The following is a 16,918-nucleotide window of genomic DNA, read 5'->3' as shown; positions in this document are numbered from 1 at the left end:
GTGCTCATCAGGCCGGAACGTCGAACAACAGCGAACTCTTGATGGTTGCCCAATGCGCGGCTTCGGCATCGCCGAGTTTTTCCGCCTTCACGTAGCTCAGGGCGAGCATTTTACGGGTGCCGGGCAATACCAGCGCCAATTGATACTGGAAAACTTTGTCGTTGCCCTTGTTGAACTGGCTGCGCAACTCGATGCCTTCGACCTCCTGGCTGGCGCCCAGGCGCACGGCGACGCCCGGCTGAAAACGCAAGTCCTGCACTTGTTTTTCCAGGCGCTTGAGCTGGTCGTCGAAGTTGCTTTGCAGGGTTTCGCCCTCGGCCAGCAAGCTGCGGCTGACAATCAGCGAGGTGCCCAGTTCGGGGAACTTGAGGATGTTGATCGTCGCGTCTTGCAGCTCGCCTGCCGGCAGCTGGAACTGGAACTCATTGATGCGGTAAGTCATGGCGCTTGAATCTCGTGGTTAGCCCTTGGGCTTGGGGAATGCGGCATTGATATTGGCGTCGATGCTGGCCTTGACGCCCTGGCCGTCAGGCGTGGCGCCAGGGCCGCCGCCGTTGTTCAGGTGCAGCACGCCGCCGGTGTTGATCTCGGCGTCACCGCTGGCATAGAAGCTGATTTGCACGCCGGTCAGGTTGATCTGGCCGCTGGCATTGAGCTCCAGGATGCTTTCGCCGCACACCAGCCGCAGGTTTTCGCCCACTTCGATGACGTAGCTCTGGCTGATGCTGTCGGTCTTGCGCTGGCCCACCGACAGAATGTCTTCCTGCTTGACGATGCGCAGGCGGTTGTTGCCGATGGTCACCGTCTCGTTATGCCCGATGCTTTTGTTGCGGTCGTGGCCCACCGAGTGGCTTTCATCCACCTCGACCACGATGTCCTGATTGCGCTCGGCATGGATGTACAACTGCTCGGCGCCTTTTTTGTCTTCCATGCGGATTTCGTTGAAATTGGCCGGCGAGCCGCCCTTGCTCGAACGGCTTTTCATGCCGCTCTGGGTAGCGTTTTCCGGCAAGTCGTAGGGCACGGTCTGTTCGGCGTTGTAGACGCGGCCGGTGATGATCGGCCGATCCGGGTCGCCTTCGAGGAAGCTGACGATGACTTCCTGGCCGATTCGTGGGATCTGCATCGAGCCCCAGTTTTTTCCGGCCCAGGATTGCGACACGCGAATCCAGCATGAACTGTTTTCGTTGGATTGGTCGTGACGGTCCCAGTAGAAGTGCACCTTCACCCGGCCGAACTGGTCGGTCCAGATTTCCTCGCCCTTGGGGCCCACCACCAGTGCGGTCTGCGGGCCTTTGACGATTGGGCGGTGGGTGTTGGGCAGCGGGCGATAGCTTTGTTGTGCGTCGATGCAGGTCAGGCTGCTTTCGAACTGCGCCGAAGCCACGCCACCGCTGGTTTCCAGGCTTTCCTGGTCAATGTGGTAGCGGGCGCCGACGATCAGGTATTCGCGGTTCTGGTCCTGGCGGCTGAAGCCGGTGAGGCTGAACAAATGACCCGACCCCAGGCCTCGGGCGTTGCCGGCCAGCTCGACCTGTTCGTGCAGGGTCTGCAAGGCTTCGATACGGGTACGTGCGTAGTGTTCGCCGTCTTCGCTTTGCACATAGGTGCCGGGGTAGTCATACAGCGGATAATCGCCGGCGGTGTGCGGACGGGGCATGGCCGAGCGAACGTCAATCCGCGCGCCAGGGCGCTGGAAGTCATAGTCGTTGAGCTCCAGCGAGCCCGGCTGGACTTGCTGGGCCAGGTGCCAATCGTAGATGTGATCGCGTTCGCGCTGCTGTTCATTCTTGGGGTAGTAGGGCACCGAGGCATAGCCGGGCACGTTGGCATGGGCGCCGTAGGCATCGGCCAGCACCAGCACATGACGACCCTGTTCATGGCGGAAGAAGTAGTAGATTCCTTCCTGTTCCATTAGGCGGCTGACGAAATCGAAGCTGGTTTCGCGATACTGCACGCAGTATTCCCACTCGCGATAGGGCCGGCTCAGGGCATCTTCGAAATCGGAAAAACCCAGGTCGCGAAACACCTGCTTGATGATCTGCGGGATGGTCAGGTTCTGGAAAATCCGGCAATCGGAGGTGCGGGTCAACAGCCATAGCCAGGGCCGCAGCGTGGCCTGGTAACTGGCGAACTGGCCCTGGTCGACGTTCTGGCTGCAACGGGCAACGATGCCATGGAAATGACGCTCGCCACCGCCGTCCAGTTGCAGGCTCAGGCACATGGGTTTGCCGAGCAACTGGTTGAGGTCGATGGCGTTGTCCAGCGAGTGCAACTGCAGCTCATAGCTGAACAGCCGCCCCAATTCTTCGTCTCCGCCCATGTCCTTGAGCAACAGCGCATCCGGCCCCAGGGGGCTGGTGATCTTTGCCAGGCGTGAGAGTTGCTTGAATAGCATCAGTTATCCCTTGTCACTGCTCGATTCCTTCCTACTGAGGAGGACCGCTTAGGCGGCGTCACTGAAGTCGTAGTGCAATTCGTTATCCCGGGCGCTGATCCGCACGCCTGCCAGCGCTTTGCCTTCGAGCATGCGAGTGAGGAATTCGCGGCTCATGTCCGGTAGCAGGCTGTTGGTCAGGATGGTGTCGATCATCCGCCCGCCGCTTTCGGTTTCGGTGCAACGGGAGACGATCAGGTCGATCACCGCGTCGTCGTAATCGAAGGCCACCTTATGGGTGTTCTCCACGCGCTTCTTGATGCGGTTGAGTTGCAGGCGGGTGATGGCCTTGAGCATCTCGTCGCTGAGCGGGTAATACGGAATGGTCACCAGGCGGCCCAGCAAGGCCGGCGGGAAAATCTCCAGCAGCGGTTGGCGCAGGGCCTTGGCGATTTCTTCGGGCTCCGGCACGTTTTGCGGGGCTTTGCAGACCTGGGCAATCAGTTCGGTGCCAGCGTTGGTGGTCAGCAGAATCAAGGTGTTCTTGAAGTCGATCACCCGGCCTTCGCCGTCCTCCATCACGCCTTTGTCGAAGACCTGGAAGAAGATCTCGTGCACGTCCGGGTGGGCCTTTTCCACCTCGTCCAGCAGCACCACGCTGTAGGGTTTGCGCCGCACGGCTTCGGTCAGCACGCCGCCTTCGCCATAGCCGATGTAGCCCGGTGGCGCGCCCTTGAGGGTGGACACCGTGTGGGCTTCCTGGAATTCGCTCATGTTGATGGTGATGACGTTCTGCTCGCCGCCGTACATGGCTTCGGCCAGGGCCAGGGCGGTTTCGGTCTTGCCCACGCCGGAGGTGCCGGCGAGCATGAATACCCCGATCGGCTTGCTCGGGTTGTCGAGGCCGGCGCGGGAGGTCTGGATGCGTTTGGCGATCATCTGCAAGGCGTGGTCCTGGCCGATGATGCGTTTCTTCAAGTGCTGGTCGAGGTTGAGCACGGTTTCCAGTTCGTTACGGGCCATGCGGCCCACCGGAATCCCGGTCCAGTCGGCGACCACCGAGGCCACGGCCTGGTAATCCACGGTCGGCAGAATCAGCGGCGTTTCCCCTTGCAGGGCGCTGAGACGCTGTTGCAGGTCCACCAGTTTTTCGCGCAAGGCGTGGCTGGTCTCGCTGCCGTCCTCGCTGTCCACCACGCCGACGCGTTCACGCAGGGTGGCGCGGGTGGCGAGCAATTCGTCCACCAGGGTTTTCTCTTCGGCCCAGCGACTTTCCAGCTCGGCGAGGCGTTCGCGTTCGGCACTCAGCAGGTTTTCACTTTGGGTTTGGCGGGCGCCGATGACGATGCCGATGGCGTGCTCGCGGGCGATGATCTGCAGCTCGGTTTCCAACGCCTCGATGCGCCGACGGCTGTCGTCCACTTCGGCCGGCACGGCGTGCAGGCTGATGGCAACGCGGGCGCAGGCGGTGTCCAGCAGGCTCACGGATTTGTCCGGCAACTGGCGCGCGGGGATGTAGCGATGGGACAGTTTGACCGAGGCTTCCAGGGCTTCGTCGAGGATCTGCACCTGATGGTGTTTTTCCATGGTCGAGGCCACGCCGCGCATCATCAGCAGCGCCTTGTCTTCCGACGGTTCGGCGACTTGCACCACCTGAAAGCGGCGGGTCAGGGCCGGATCTTTTTCGATATGCTTTTTGTACTCGGCCCAGGTCGTGGCGGCCACGGTGCGCAGGGTACCCCGGGCCAGGGCCGGCTTGAGCAGGTTGGCCGCGTCCCCGGTGCCGGCGGCGCCACCGGCACCTACCAGGGTGTGGGCTTCGTCGATAAACAGGATGATCGGTTTTGGTGAGGCCTGGACGTCTTCGATGACTTGGCGCAGGCGCTGTTCGAATTCACCTTTCATGCTCGCGCCGGCCTGCAACAGGCCGACGTCCAGGCTGCGCAGTTCCACATCCTTGAGCGCCGGCGGCACGTCACCGGCGACGATGCGCAGGGCAAAACCTTCGACCACGGCGGTTTTACCGACGCCGGCTTCACCGGTCAGAATCGGGTTGTTCTGCCGACGACGCATGAGGATGTCTACCAATTGGCGGATCTCTTCGTCACGGCCGACGATCGGGTCAAGCTTGCCACTGCGCGCTTGTTCGGTGAGGTCGACGGTAAAACGCTTGAGCGCTTCCTGCTTGCCCATGGCACTTGGGGCCATGGCGCCACTGGCTTCACCGGGCACGCTGCCGGCGTTGAAACCATCGCTGGCGCTGAGTGCATTTTCCGGCGAGTCGCCGACGTACTCGTCAAAACGCTCGCTCAGGGCCTCGACCTTGATCTTGTCGAACTCTGCCGACAGTCCCAGTAATCCATGGCGCAGGCTTGGGGTCTTGAGGATGCCCAGCACCAGATAACCGGTACGCACCTGGCTTTCGCCGAACATCAGGCTGCCGTAGACCCAGCCACGCTCCACGGCTTCTTCCACATGGGAAGACAAGTCAGTGATTGACGTCGAGCCTCGTGGCAAACGGTCCAGGGCGTCGGTCAGGTCCCGGGCCAGGCGCGCCGGCTCGATATTGAACTGGCGGATGAGGCGGTGCAGGTCCGAATCCTGCAATTGCAGCAACTGATGAAACCAGTGGGCCAGTTCCACATAAGGGTTACCGCGCAACTTGCAGAACACGGTGGCGGCTTCGATGGCTTTGTAGGCCACGCTGTTGAGTTTGCCGAACAACGCGGCGCGACTGATTTCACCCATGCTCTTGGCTCCTTGAGATCTGTGAGGTGTTGGCTTGCTCGGCGTAATGCCGGGCCAGTATTAAGTCCTTGGCATCTTTTGCGGGCTTGCCCACCCAGGTATTGAACCCCAGGCGGAAGCGGCCATTGAGTTGCAGCGTCGGCACTTCGGGCTGTTTCAGAACCAGGTTCAGATCCCAGTCCAGTTCATGGCCCAGGTATTCGGCCACCCAGGCCACCAGCTCATTGAAGGATGGGCTGCCGGGCAACATGCTCATGTAGTCGTCCAGCTTGAGCGGCCCCAGGCGAATGCGGAATTTGTGCTGGCGATCCCAGACGCAGCGGCCCAGGCAAAAATCCACGCCCAATTGATGGGCGCTGACGCCCACGCGGCTGCGCTCCGGCAGCACCAGCCATTGGCCGACGTACTCTTCGATCTCCACCGGCAGGCCGAAGTACTCGCTGATGATTGCCTTCAAACCGTCGGGATAGCGGGTTTGTGCCGACAGATGACCGCTGTAATGCAGCTTCGCCGTGTCGGGTATCAGGCCTTGTTTGAGCAGGCTCGGCATGCCTCGACCGCTCAGCGCTGCCAGACGTGCCGACCAGTAGTCATCGTCCGGGCGATCATGGCTGACTGTCGGTCGCGCTTCGGCCCAGGCCCGGTAAAACAGGCTCAGCAGGCGATGGTGGAATACATCCAGAAAGCGTTTGCTGGTGCTGTCGGCGTTGTTGCGCTGGCGTTCACGCACATATTCGGTGAGGTGCAACGGCAACGGGCCGTTGGGGCCGCCGAGGCCAAAAAAGAATTGTTCCAGACGTGCCGGCGAACCGTCGATGCCCGGCTGTACCGAGGCCAGGGTCGCCGGAGCGAAGGTGCAATCGGCTTGTTGCCCAAGGCGCAAGGGGTCATCGGCCAGGCGCAACGAATGACCCAGGCGCGGAAGCTCAGGCGATTCGCACTCGATGCGCCGTAATGCCTGGAAGAAGTCGTATTCCCAGGGCTCCTGGTGCATCGCGTCCAGGGTATTCACAGGGTCGGACGACGTCCGGGTTTGGCTTTCCATCGCATGATCTCGCCGCGCTCGGTGGTACGGATCACCGTCTCGGTAAAACTGTTGATCGACACGTAACGTGCCAGGAAGCGCTCGAACACTGCACCGAGCAAAAAGACGCCCGTGCCACGAAACGCGTTCTCATCGAATTCCAGGGTGATCTCCAGGCCGCGGCCAAACGCGATCGGGCCCGGCATTGGCAAACGTCGGGTGCAGGCCTTGCTGCTGACTTCGCGCAGGCCTTCGATCTGCAATTGCAAGGCTGCATCGTTGTCGTCGCCATACAGGCGCAGCAGCTCGCGCAGGGCGGCGGCGCCCTGGCCTTGCTCGCTGAGGGACAAGTAATTGAGCGAAAGCTGGCTGATCAACCGCCAGGCCTTGGCGTCGTGGGCATGGCTGGCGCGTGGGCGGCTCGGGCCGGCCACGCAGCGTACCGCCGCTACCGGCGCGCTGTCGGCCAGGGTGAAGTCGGTCTTGTTGTTGCCCACGCTCATGAACAGGGGCAGGTCGCGGTTGGTGCATAACGCCGTTACGCCCAATTGGCGCAGGTCGTGACGATAGGGCGCCTGCTGGCTGTCCACCAGACTGACGAAGGTTTCGCTGCCGATGTAAGTCGAACGTGGGCCGTTGCGCCGCTGGCCGCTGGAGAGCATGCGGGGTTCGCGCCGCACCGTGTAATACGCCTGATCGCGGCCGTAGCGAGACGGATCGCGGACGGCGTAGAACGGCAAAAAAGGCTGTTCCGACCCGGTGCCATGGCCGGTGAGGGCGGTCAGGGAATGAATCTCGAAATCCATCGGCCGGGTACGGTCGGCGATCACATGGTGTTCATTCACCCGTTCCGACAAGTGGATGCGATCCAGGCGCTTGGGAAACAAGTTGATTGCCGGGGTGCAGAACGGCAGGAACTGCGCGGCACCGACACTGCCTTCCAGGCTCGGATCGTGACGGTCGAACAGCACGATCAATTCCAGCTCCTGGCCCTGGCAGCGTTTGACCGCCCGGCTCAACCCGGTGAAGTCGACAAACAGAAAGCGGCGGGGCAGGGCGAAGTATTCCTGCAACAGGCGATAGCCCTGGAAGGCTCGCGACACCACGGGCAGCGCGGCGTCGGTATCGTCGAACCCCACGGAGCGCAGTGCATCCTGGGGCAGGCGTTCTACCCAATCGCCGCCGGGCTGACGGGCGAAGACGGCGCAGGCGTTACCCAGCAACTGTTCGTAGAGGCGAAAGGGTTGTTCSTCGGCGCCGTTGAGGTACAACGGCAGGTTGTCCAGGGCCAGACTGTTGAAAGGCAGTTCGGCACCGGTGCGCAGGGTCAGGCGCAGGCCAGCCTTGGCCTTGGGGGCACTGGCGGCCAGGCGCCCGAGCACGGCGGACGGGTTGCCGAAGTACTCGGCCTGGCTGACCTGCAATGGCCACAACGTCACCGCATGGGCGGTGCGGTACTCACAGCAGGTTTGGCTTTCGCGACCCAGGGCTGCGCGCAGAACCGTATCCCGGGGCAACGGGAAGCCGCTGCTCAGTGAGCCTTCATCGGGGTCTGCCTGAAATTGCACCACGGTCATCGACGGTGTTGGCGCCAGGTAATGGGGGTACGCGATTTCCAGCAGGTTGTGGGTGAAGGTCGGGTATTCGGCATCGAGCTTGAGCTGTACCCGCGCCGTCAGGTAGGCGAACCCTTCCAGCAAGCGCTCGACGTACGGATCGGCGCAGTCCATGCCGGACAACGTCAGCCGGCTGGCGATTTTCGGGTACTCCTGGGCGAACTCCGCCGCGCTTTCGCGCACGTGGTGCAGTTCCTGGTTGTACAGTTCCAGCAGGCGCGGGTTCATGAGTGTCTCCGCTGGTCGGCGTTGACCACTCGCACATGGCCGGATTCCAGGTCCAGGTCGGTTTGCAGCATCAGGCGCAGCGGCACTGGCTGCGCCCAGAGATCGCCTTCGATCTCGAAACTCAGGGCGTTGTGATTCATCTCGGCGGATGCCCGGGCCCGCACGCGCAGGGTATGGCGCAGAATTCGCGGCTCGAACGTGGCGATGGCCTGGTGGATCAGTGCTTCAAGCGCCGCGATATCGACGTTCGATGCACTGTTGCCGGCCAGGGCTGGCAGCCCGAAGTTGACCACCGAAGTGCCGGCCGGTGTGTGCAGGGTCGCATCGGCGCTGAGCAATGACGTGGTGTTGAGCAGCCACGCCAGGTCCCGCAGCACCGAGGCTTTGAGTTGGGTCAGGGACAGCACGCGCTTGTCGGCGCTTTCCTTGAGGTTGCCTGGGTCGTCGTCGGTCAACCGATCCAGCAGGGACGGTTGCAGGCGATCGCGGGTGGCGATGTCGGTTACCACGTAAATGGCGCTACATACATTTTTTGGTCCCCTCCCGTGCCGCAGGACGCAAACGTGTTGACCGCTCCCGCCTCCAGCCCTCCCGGGATCTGGCGGATAGCCTGCATTTTGCTGAGGCAGTCGCGGCTGGGCGCAGGCATGTGCTCGCTGCGCCAGACCGAAAATATCGGGATGTTGTTGAACGTTTCTACGCGCAGTTGCTGTTGTTTATTCAGGCTGAAGCTGCAAGGCCATTCCATGTCCAGCTTCATGCGACTCTGGTCGGGTTTGACCAGCGTGCATTGACCCTGGTCGTCAATCAGGCTGAGTTGCTGCCCAACAAAGACGGCCTGGGTTGTTGGCATCTGGGCATGTTCGGCGCATGCGCTCAGGCTGGTCAGGCTTATCGCCAGGCACATGGCGAGCCGGTGATTTTTCATTATGCGAGCTCCCAGAACCAGACAGCTCTGGACCTGTAAAAGAGGTCGCCGGTTTGGGTCAGGCCCCGATTCCATAGATCAATATGATCGCCAGTACGATTGTCCGCCGACTCCCCTGACTGCTGGAAACAGTCCTTGAAGAAGATAAGCCCGGTCTTGCCCATCAACGTGCGACGCTCCTCGGCGCTGTTACCCAGAATGGTTGGCCGCCCCAGATGATGCTTCCACAACCAGTTCGCCAGCGACTCGGCACCCCGGGCGTGCTCATGTGCACACTTGGGTTCGGTATAGGTGGATTTGTTGACCTTGATGGTCAGCTCTGCATTGAGTGTCGCGCTCATGCGGATAGCACACTGGTTTTCCCAAGGGCCCTCACAGGGCTTGGCGTCAGGATACGTAACCAGAAGGTCGGAATAGGCTTTCCACAAATTGACAAACGAAGGCTTGGCCATGACTCAGACACCGGATGGGAAAGGATTGGATTCGAGCAAGCACCAAAATGCCCCCGGCGCATAACGACGGGGGCACGTTCGATTACACCTTGACGTTCTGGCGGATGTTCCAGCCGAACTTGATCGGCCCGCCTTCCTTGGTGCCGTCGGCTTTTTGCGGCTGGTAGTCCACCAGCACCTTGGCGAAGTTCAGGGTGACGTTTTCAGTCAGACGATCATCGCTGCCCGAGCCGCCGGTGCTCAGGGAACTGATCAGCACTTCTTCTAGGTTGATGATCATGTACTCGACCTGGCTTTCGCCGCCGGCCTTGCGCACGGTCAGCTTGACCTTGTCGATGTGCTTGCCGCTGGCGCAGTGCATCATCAGGTTGGGTGTAGCCTTGTCGACGTACTTGGTCAGCGACAGGTCCTGGACGTTCACCTTGCCGGCTCCGCCGCCGCCGCCCACGTGCATATTGCCGGACTGAGACATGCCCCAGCTCCAGTTCAAGACGTCGATTTCGTCCTTGTGGGCCTTGTCCATGGACTCGCCCTTGATGTCGCCGATCTTGATGAAAATATCAACAGCCATGTTCTCTCCCTGTGTGGTGTCTACCACGTTGTGTTTTTCTGATCGTTCCCACGCTGAGCGTGGGAACGATCACATCAAGGGCGGTGTTACGCGCCTTTGGCCGAAGGCAGCTTGGATACCAGGCGCAGCGACACAGTCAGACCTTCGAGCTGATAGTGCGGGCGCAGGTAGAACCGGGAGTTGTAATACCCCGGGTTGCCTTCCACCTCTTCGACAATCACTTCGGCCGCCGCCAATGGGTGCTGGGCCTTGGTGGTTTCGGTGGAGTGCGCTGGGTCACCGTCGACGTAGTTGAGGATCCAGTCCTGCAACCAGCGCTGCATTTCGTCCTTCTCTTTGAAGGAGCCGATCTTGTCGCGCACGATGCACTTCAAGTAATGGGCGAAACGGCAGGTGGCGAACAGGTAGGGCAGGCGCGCGGCCAGGTTGGCGTTGGCGGTAGCATCCGGGTCGTCGTACTCAGCCGGCTTTTGCAGCGACTGGGCGCCGATGAACGCGGCGAAGTCGGTGTTTTTCTTGTGCAGCAGCGGCATGAAACCGTTCTTCGCCAGTTCCGCTTCACGGCGGTCCGAAATGGCGATTTCGGTCGGGCACTTCATGTCCACGCCACCATCGTCGGTCGGGAAGGTGTGCGCCGGCAGGTTCTCCACTTCACCACCAGACTCCACGCCACGAATGCGCGAGCACCAGCCAAAGTGTTTGAACGAGCGGTTGATGTTCACCGCCATCGCGTAAGCGGCGTTGGCCCAGGTGTACTTGGAGCTGTCGGCGCCGTCGGTGTTTTCTTCGAAGGCGAAGGCTTCCACCGGGTCGGTCTTGGCACCGTACGGCAGGCGTGCCAGGAAGCGCGGCATGGTCAGGCCGATGTAACGCGAGTCTTCCGATTCACGCAGCGAGCGCCAGCCGGCATATTCCGGGGTGGTGAAGATTTTGGTCAGATCGCGCGGGTTCGACAGTTCCTGCCACGAGCCCATGCCCATCACGGTCGGCGATGCGGCGGCAATGAATGGTGCGTGCATGGCGGCGCAGACTTTCGACAGTTCGCCCAGCAATTCGACATCCGGCGGCGACTGGTCGAAGTAGTAATCGCCCACCAGGCAGCCGTAAGGTTCGCCGCCGAACTGGCCGTATTCTTCTTCGTACATCTTTTTGAAGATCGGGCTCTGGTCCCATGCGGTGCCCTTGAATTTCTTCAGGGTCTTGTGCAGGTCGGTCTTGGAGATGTTGAGCACGCGGATCTTGAGCTGCTCGTCGCTCTCGGTGTTGTTGACCAGGTAGTGCAAGCCACGCCAGGCGCTTTCCAGTTGCTGGAACTCCGGGTGATGGATGACCTGGTTGACCTGGGCGGTGAGCTTGGCGTCGATGGCGGCGATGATCGACTCGATCGACTTGATGGCGTCGTTGGACACCAGGTCGGTCTGCGCCAGGGCCTGTTCGGCCAGGGTGCGCACGGCGGTCTCGACGGCTTCACGGGCGCGTTCGGTCTTGGGTTTGAATTCTTGCAGCAGCAGGGAGGCGAACTCGCTGGCTTCTTCGGTGGTGCCCAGTGTCTGGGCGCTTGCGCGTACTGGATCGGTCATGATCATTCGTCCTGATTAAGCCTGAGGCTCGGCGGGCTTGGGCGCACTGGCAAGTGCCTGGAGCAGCGCCGGATCCTTGATGGCCTTCATGATGATTTCTTCGGCACCGGTCTTGCCGTCCATGTAGGTCAGCAGGTTGGCCAATTGAGTGCGCGCTTCGAGCAGCTTGTTTAGCGAGTCGACTTTGCGCGCCACGGCGGCCGGGCTGAAGTCGTCCATGCTTTCAAAGGTGATGTCCAGGCTCAGGTTGCCTTCGCCGGTCAGCTCGTTGGGCACGTGGAACGCAACGCGTGGCTGCATGGCCTTGAGGCGGGAGTCGAAGTTGTCCACATCCACTTCAAGGAACTTGCGATCGGCCACAGGTGCCAGAGGCTCGGCGGGCTTGCCGGCGAGGTCAGCCATAACGCCCATTACGAAGGGCAACTGGACCTTTTTCTCGGCGCCGTAAAGCTCGACGTCGTACTCGATCTGCACTCGAGGCGCACGGTTGCGCGCGATGAATTTCTGAGAACTTTGCTTCGCCACGTTGCTGCTCCTGGTCGCTCAAGCGACGGTGTTGGCGTCATCGGCGGTGCCGGTGACGTGACTGCGTGATCCGTACGCTTTTTATTCGCTGTCTGGTCCGCGCAGGTTTTCAAATTGGCTGATGCCGTCGGGAATCAGGTTGCGCACGATCGCCGCGAAGTCGGCGTGCACCAGATTCTTTGCCCGATTCAACAGCACCGGCAGGGGGCTGGAGGGCTCGTGACGGGTGTAATACGCAAGAATCCGGTCCAGGCTGCGCAGCACGTCGTCACGGTTGTTGATTTCGCCGCTGCTGGCGTTGGCGTTGGCGTTGCGCGGCGCGCTTGGCGCGGTGGTGTATTCAACCGGCGCGGCACTGTCGTCGCTGATGGCATCGGGCTGGGGGCTGTCGCCGCTCTGCGGGGCGAACTGGCCGAGAATCTGCAAGGCCATTTTGAGCGGTTGCTTCAATGGGCCAAGGTCAACGCCCTGGGCGGAGCCGACTTGTTCGCTGACGTGTTGCTCGATGGTCTCGGCGGCGCTACGGGCCTCGTGCAAGGCTTTGCGGATGATGTCCAACTGTTCGGGATCGCTGTCGAGGAACGCTCCGGCGAGTTGTTCGGCGCCGAGGTTTTCGTCAGGGAAGCTTTGCAGACCGCTGGCGTTGGCGGCGGCGCGCAGGCTGACAGCGCCAAAGGTTCGCGAACGGGCCAGGATACTTTCGCGCAACAGGCGAATGGTGGCATCGGACGCCAGGCCGGCGAGGGCATTGATGCGCACGGTGGGATCGTTGTCGTCTTCGGCATCCAGGCGTGGATGCAGGTCGGCCCAGTATTGCTTGAGCAATTCGCTGATCAGCGTCAGGACGCGGGCCAGGCCGGGGACACCTTCCAGGGCAAGGGAGCTTTGCAGAAGGAAATGGGTGATACGCAGGTCTTTGCTGCGTTGCAACAAATCCAGGCTTTGCTGCTGGATGCTGCGCCATTCAGGCGGTTCGGCAGGCAATATCGAATCGCCCATGCTGCGCTCGGGCTGGCCTTGGGAATCGCGTTCCAGGCGCAAAAAGTCAGCGTCGTATTCCAGATCTTCGCCACAAGGCGAAGTCGCGGAAACGGCGGCGAGCAGCAAAGGCACTTCCACTGAAATTGATCTCCCTATCGCCCGCGACAGAAACGGGCAGTTCACACGTTAGTTCCAAGTGGAACTTCGCATGTTTCCTTGTGTGTAATGGCCCTTTGGATCCTCTGTGATCTTAAAGTGCCATCACTGTATTCAAGAAAGTTGTTCATTTTTGGTGTAGTACTTATGGCTTGTCAAGGTAAGCTATTTCTCCTGTGTGACAGATGTGAGGTGCTTAACAACCCTCGCGACCGGTAGGTCCAAGAAGGTACTGACGCAGATTTTTTGTCACGTAAACCGGTTAAGATCAGCAAATGTGCTGGTAAAAAGCTGTTTTTTAGGTTGTTTGCAAGGTTTGTCGGCGAGCTTCGCGGGGATTGATCCCTTCATTCGCCGGCGCGCAAAGTGTGCAGCAAGGAGGCAAGATGCCGCTGTGTTTGACTATCACTAGTTATCACAAGATTACCCCTGGTCAATGCTCTGAAAAATCCATGGATCAGGGAGTAATGGCAATTGGCCGTAATTCTGATAATGACTGGGTATTGCCCGATCCAGAGCGCTTGGTTTCCGGAAAGCATTGCGTTATTCAATATAAAGATGGCCGGTATTATTTAACCGATAACAGCACTAATGGTGTGGAATTGGTTAAGGCCGGCATTCGTCTGCGCAAAGGAAACAGCGAGCCGTTGCAAGATGGGGAAGTTATCCGCATAGGTGATTATGAAATCCAGGCGCGTATCGATTTCAATCTGCCGGTGACTGACAACAACCCTTTTGCCGATTCGTCCAACAGCTTCGAGGCTCTGATGGGGCGTCAGGGCGCCGGCGTGGCTACGCCGACATCGTCGCCCATGACACCGCCTGCACATTTCCAGGGTGTGTCGGCCATGGACACGCTGCCGGACTTGTTCGACTTTCTGGCACCGACCACCGTCCCGCCGGCCACCCAGTCCGACCATGTCCCGGCTGAGCAGCACGACTTCCGCCCACCGACCCCGATCCCCAACCCGACGTCCATGGCCGAGCCTGTGCCGATGGCGTCGACCCCAGCCCCGGTGATTCCGGAAGATTGGGACCTGTTCAGCGACCAGCCTGCGCCGATGGCGATTGCTCCCTTGCCTGTTGCAGAGGTTGCGCCACCACCCGTACCTCAAATCAGCGTGCCGATCGAGCCGGCCCCCCTGCGCGAACCGCCCGTGGCTATCGTTGAGCCCCCGGTCAATCCGGTCAGCCCGGTCGACCATTCGCAACCCGACCTGTTGCGAGCCTTTCTGCGCGGCGCCGGGCTGGATCAAGTGCGCCTGGAAAAGGCCCAGGCCGAAGCGCAGATGGAAAACATCGGCCGCAGTTATCGATTGATGGTCGAAGGCCTGATCGATGTCTTGCGCGCCCGCAGCAGCCTCAAGGGCGAGTTTCGCATTCAGCAGACGATGATTCAGCCGGTGGAAAACAACCCGCTGAAATTCGCTCCCAACGTCGATGAGGCCTTGCTGCTGCTGTTGCGCCACACCAATCAGGCGTTCATGGCGCCGGACCTGGCGGTGCGCGACAGCTTCGATGACTTGCGTGCCCACCAGTTGGCGGTGATGGCCGGTGTGGAAGCAGCGATCAAGCATCTGCTGGCGCGTTTCGAGCCGGCACAACTGGAAGAGCGCATGGGCAAGCCCGGTGGCCTGTCGAGCATTTTCAATGGTTCACGACAGGCCCAGTACTGGCAGCAGTTCACCGAGCTCTACAGCAATATTTCCCGTGAGGCCCAGGAGGATTTCCAGGACCTGTTCGGTCGGGAATTCAGCCGTGCCTACGAAGAACACAGTACCAGGCAACGCCGCCGCTGAGCGTGGCCGTTGCATAACGGCATTCAGAGCAAAGAACGGAACAACGGATAGCTGAAACGTCATTGAGGACGCAGGATGATTCACAGGTTTTTACTCGCAGTCGCCACCGCGCTTCTGCTGACCGCGTGTGCCAAGGAGGCCACCAAACCCCAGCCCGAAGAGGCTGAGGCCGACACGGCCGCCGTCGAGTTGCACTTTCACGCCATCGCCGGGCTCAACCCCGGAGCCACTGGCCAGCCGGCCCCGGTCCGGGTGCGCATTTTCGAATTGAAAAATGCCGCCACCTTCGGTCGTTCCGATTATTTCGCACTGGCCGAACGAGCCCAGGCGACGCTCGGTGCGGATCTGATCGACCAGGACGAAGTGCTGATCCAGCCTGGCCAGCAGTTGAGTCTGCAGCGTGACCTCGATCCGGCCACCCGTCATATCGGCGTACTGGTGGGGTATCGCGAGCTGGATCAGTCGCTGTGGCGCACGGTGATGAACGTCCCGCCGCGCCAATACACCGAATACCAGATCAGCCTCGACGTGCGAGCCGTGCGCAGCGCCGTCGCGGTTCCCCCATCCAGCCCTGCCCAATAAACAATCGGAGCCCCCCATGTCCTGGAACAATCGCGTGGTCTGGTCGGAAGGCATGTTCATTGGAACGCAGCACTTCCAGCAGCATGACCGTTACCTGGAGAATCTCATCGACGCCCGGAGTMGCCCATTGTCGGCCGGTGCCTGGGGGTTTTCTGAGTTGCTGATCGACCAGGGCCTGCTGGCCCAGGGCAAACTGGCGATCATCTCGGCGCGGGGCCTGTTGCCAGACGGCACGCCATTCAACATTCCCCAGGATGATCTGGCGCCGAGCCCGCTGAATATCGATGACAACCTGCGCGATGGTTTGGTGTACCTGGCCTTGCCGCTCAAGCGCGCCGGCGCGCGTGACACCGTTGACGAAGGCGAGGCCCTGGGTGCTGCGCGCTATGTGAGTCAGGTGCGCGAAGTGCGGGACGACAACGCGCCGTTCGAAAACCAGGCCCCGGTGGCCGTGGGGTCGAGGGCACTGCGATTATTGGTCGCCCGGGATGGCATCAGCGACTACGCGGCCATCGGCCTGGTGCGAATCAAGGAGAAACGCGCCGACCGCGCCTTGGTGCTCGATGACACTTACATCCCGCCGCTGCTGGATGTGGTCGCCTCCACGCCCTTGGCTGCGTTTCGCAACGAGCTACTGGGCCTGCTTCATCAACGCGGAGAAGCGCTCGCTGGGCGGGTGGTGGCGTCCGGTGCCGGCGGTGCTTCGGAGATTGCCGATTTCATGCTGCTGCAACTGGTCAACCGTGCTCAGCCGTTGATCCAGCACTTGAGCCACTTGAGCCCTTTGCATCCCGAGCGCTTCTACAGCGAGTTGGTGAGCCTGGCCGGGGAATTCTCGACTTTTACCGCTTCCGGGCGGCGACCGCAGGAATTCCCGCAGTACCAGCATGATGACCTCGCGCTGAGCTTTGCGCCGGTGATGCAAGCCCTGCGTGAAGCGCTGTCGATGCTGATCGACAGCAAGGCCACGCCGATTCCGATCGTCGAAAAAGCCTATGGCATTCATGTGGCCATGCTGGCTGACAAGACCCTGCTCGACAACGCCAGTTTTATTCTGGTGGTGCGCGCCGATGTACCTGCCGAGACCCTGCGCAGCCGCTTCGGCCTGCAGAGCAAAATCGGCTCGGTGGAACACATTCGCGACATGGTCAACCTGCAATTGCCGGGCATCGGTCTGCTGCCGCTGCCGGTGGCGCCACGGCAGATTCCCTATCACGCCGGCTCCACCTATTACGAACTCGACCGGGGCAGCGAGCATTGGCAACAACTGGCCAACTCCGGCGGTTTTGCGTTCCACATCGCGGGTCAGTTCCCGGGGTTGAACCTGGCTTTCTGGGCGATCCGAGGATAA

General features: G+C 61.0%; 15 protein-coding genes. 3 read left to right on the top strand and 12 right to left on the bottom strand.

All coding sequences use genetic code 11. From position 1 onward, the window contains the following. Positions 1 to 7: 7 nt before the first annotated feature. The 12 genes from AC1DIS_RS07835 to tssA all read right to left on the bottom strand — a co-directional run bounded on the left by AC1DIS_RS07835 (position 8) and on the right by tssA (position 13,168). Complete coding sequence (locus AC1DIS_RS07835; protein ID WP_052967849.1) at positions 8 to 442, bottom strand: DcrB-related protein; 435 nt, start codon at positions 440 to 442, stop codon at positions 8 to 10. Between the two features lie 18 nt (positions 443 to 460). After that, complete coding sequence (locus tag AC1DIS_RS07830) at positions 461 to 2,398, bottom strand: type VI secretion system Vgr family protein (RefSeq protein ID WP_477748451.1); 1,938 nt, start codon at positions 2,396 to 2,398, stop codon at positions 461 to 463. 48 nt (positions 2,399 to 2,446) lie between these two features. Continuing rightward, entirely contained in the window at positions 2,447 to 5,125 is a 2,679-nt protein-coding gene (tssH, locus tag AC1DIS_RS07825) for a type VI secretion system ATPase TssH (protein WP_477748452.1), read from the bottom strand. Further along, positions 5,118 to 6,170, bottom strand: coding sequence for a type VI secretion system baseplate subunit TssG (tssG, locus tag AC1DIS_RS07820; RefSeq protein WP_086945203.1), 1,053 nt, complete (start codon positions 6,168 to 6,170; stop codon positions 5,118 to 5,120). The genes tssH and tssG overlap by 8 nt, the downstream gene beginning before the upstream one ends. After that, the gene (tssF, locus tag AC1DIS_RS07815) at positions 6,134 to 7,993 is read right to left on the bottom strand and encodes a type VI secretion system baseplate subunit TssF (RefSeq protein ID WP_477780813.1); all 1,860 of its coding nucleotides are present in this window, start codon (positions 7,991 to 7,993) and stop codon (positions 6,134 to 6,136) included. The genes tssG and tssF overlap by 37 nt, the downstream gene beginning before the upstream one ends. Then, complete coding sequence (gene tssE, locus AC1DIS_RS07810) at positions 7,990 to 8,502, bottom strand: type VI secretion system baseplate subunit TssE (RefSeq protein ID WP_018927413.1); 513 nt, start codon at positions 8,500 to 8,502, stop codon at positions 7,990 to 7,992. The genes tssF and tssE overlap by 4 nt, the downstream gene beginning before the upstream one ends. Continuing rightward, a complete protein-coding gene (locus AC1DIS_RS07805) occupies positions 8,496 to 8,921 on the bottom strand; it encodes a hypothetical protein (protein WP_019650056.1) in 426 nt (141 codons plus the stop codon). Before AC1DIS_RS07805 ends, tssE begins: the two co-directional genes overlap by 7 nt. Further along, the gene (locus tag AC1DIS_RS07800) at positions 8,921 to 9,373 is read right to left on the bottom strand and encodes a type VI secretion system amidase effector protein Tae4 (RefSeq protein ID WP_018927415.1); all 453 of its coding nucleotides are present in this window, start codon (positions 9,371 to 9,373) and stop codon (positions 8,921 to 8,923) included. The genes AC1DIS_RS07805 and AC1DIS_RS07800 overlap by 1 nt, the downstream gene beginning before the upstream one ends. A gap of 82 nt (positions 9,374 to 9,455) precedes the next feature. Next, on the bottom strand, positions 9,456 to 9,944 hold the full coding sequence (locus AC1DIS_RS07795; RefSeq protein WP_018927416.1) for an Hcp family type VI secretion system effector: 489 nt from the start codon (positions 9,942 to 9,944) through the stop codon (positions 9,456 to 9,458). Positions 9,945 to 10,030: 86 nt separating this feature from the next. Further along, positions 10,031 to 11,524 carry a type VI secretion system contractile sheath large subunit gene (gene tssC, locus AC1DIS_RS07790; protein ID WP_018927417.1) on the bottom strand — a complete coding sequence of 498 codons (1,494 nt, stop codon included), beginning with the start codon at positions 11,522 to 11,524 and terminating at the stop codon, positions 10,031 to 10,033. A gap of 15 nt (positions 11,525 to 11,539) precedes the next feature. Then, the gene (gene tssB / locus AC1DIS_RS07785; protein WP_007894500.1) at positions 11,540 to 12,049 is read right to left on the bottom strand and encodes a type VI secretion system contractile sheath small subunit; all 510 of its coding nucleotides are present in this window, start codon (positions 12,047 to 12,049) and stop codon (positions 11,540 to 11,542) included. Between the two features lie 81 nt (positions 12,050 to 12,130). Beyond that, the gene (tssA, locus tag AC1DIS_RS07780; RefSeq protein ID WP_477748453.1) at positions 12,131 to 13,168 is read right to left on the bottom strand and encodes a type VI secretion system protein TssA; all 1,038 of its coding nucleotides are present in this window, start codon (positions 13,166 to 13,168) and stop codon (positions 12,131 to 12,133) included. A 404-nt stretch (positions 13,169 to 13,572) separates the two neighbouring features. Here tssA and tagH point away from each other — a divergent pair, with 404 nt between their 5' ends. The 3 genes from tagH (at position 13,573) to tssK (ending at position 16,918) form a co-directional block, all read left to right on the top strand. Continuing rightward, entirely contained in the window at positions 13,573 to 14,985 is a 1,413-nt protein-coding gene (gene tagH, locus AC1DIS_RS07775; protein WP_477748454.1) for a type VI secretion system-associated FHA domain protein TagH, read from the top strand. Positions 14,986 to 15,060: 75 nt separating this feature from the next. Beyond that, complete coding sequence (tssJ, locus tag AC1DIS_RS07770) at positions 15,061 to 15,567, top strand: type VI secretion system lipoprotein TssJ (RefSeq protein WP_018927420.1); 507 nt, start codon at positions 15,061 to 15,063, stop codon at positions 15,565 to 15,567. A 16-nt stretch (positions 15,568 to 15,583) separates the two neighbouring features. Continuing rightward, complete coding sequence (tssK, locus tag AC1DIS_RS07765; protein ID WP_477780812.1) at positions 15,584 to 16,918, top strand: type VI secretion system baseplate subunit TssK; 1,335 nt, start codon at positions 15,584 to 15,586, stop codon at positions 16,916 to 16,918.

This window comes from Pseudomonas sp. 05N433 (assembly GCF_056396925.1).
The sequence above is the reverse complement of the archived record's forward strand: the minus strand, read 5'-3'. Positions and strand labels throughout refer to the sequence as shown.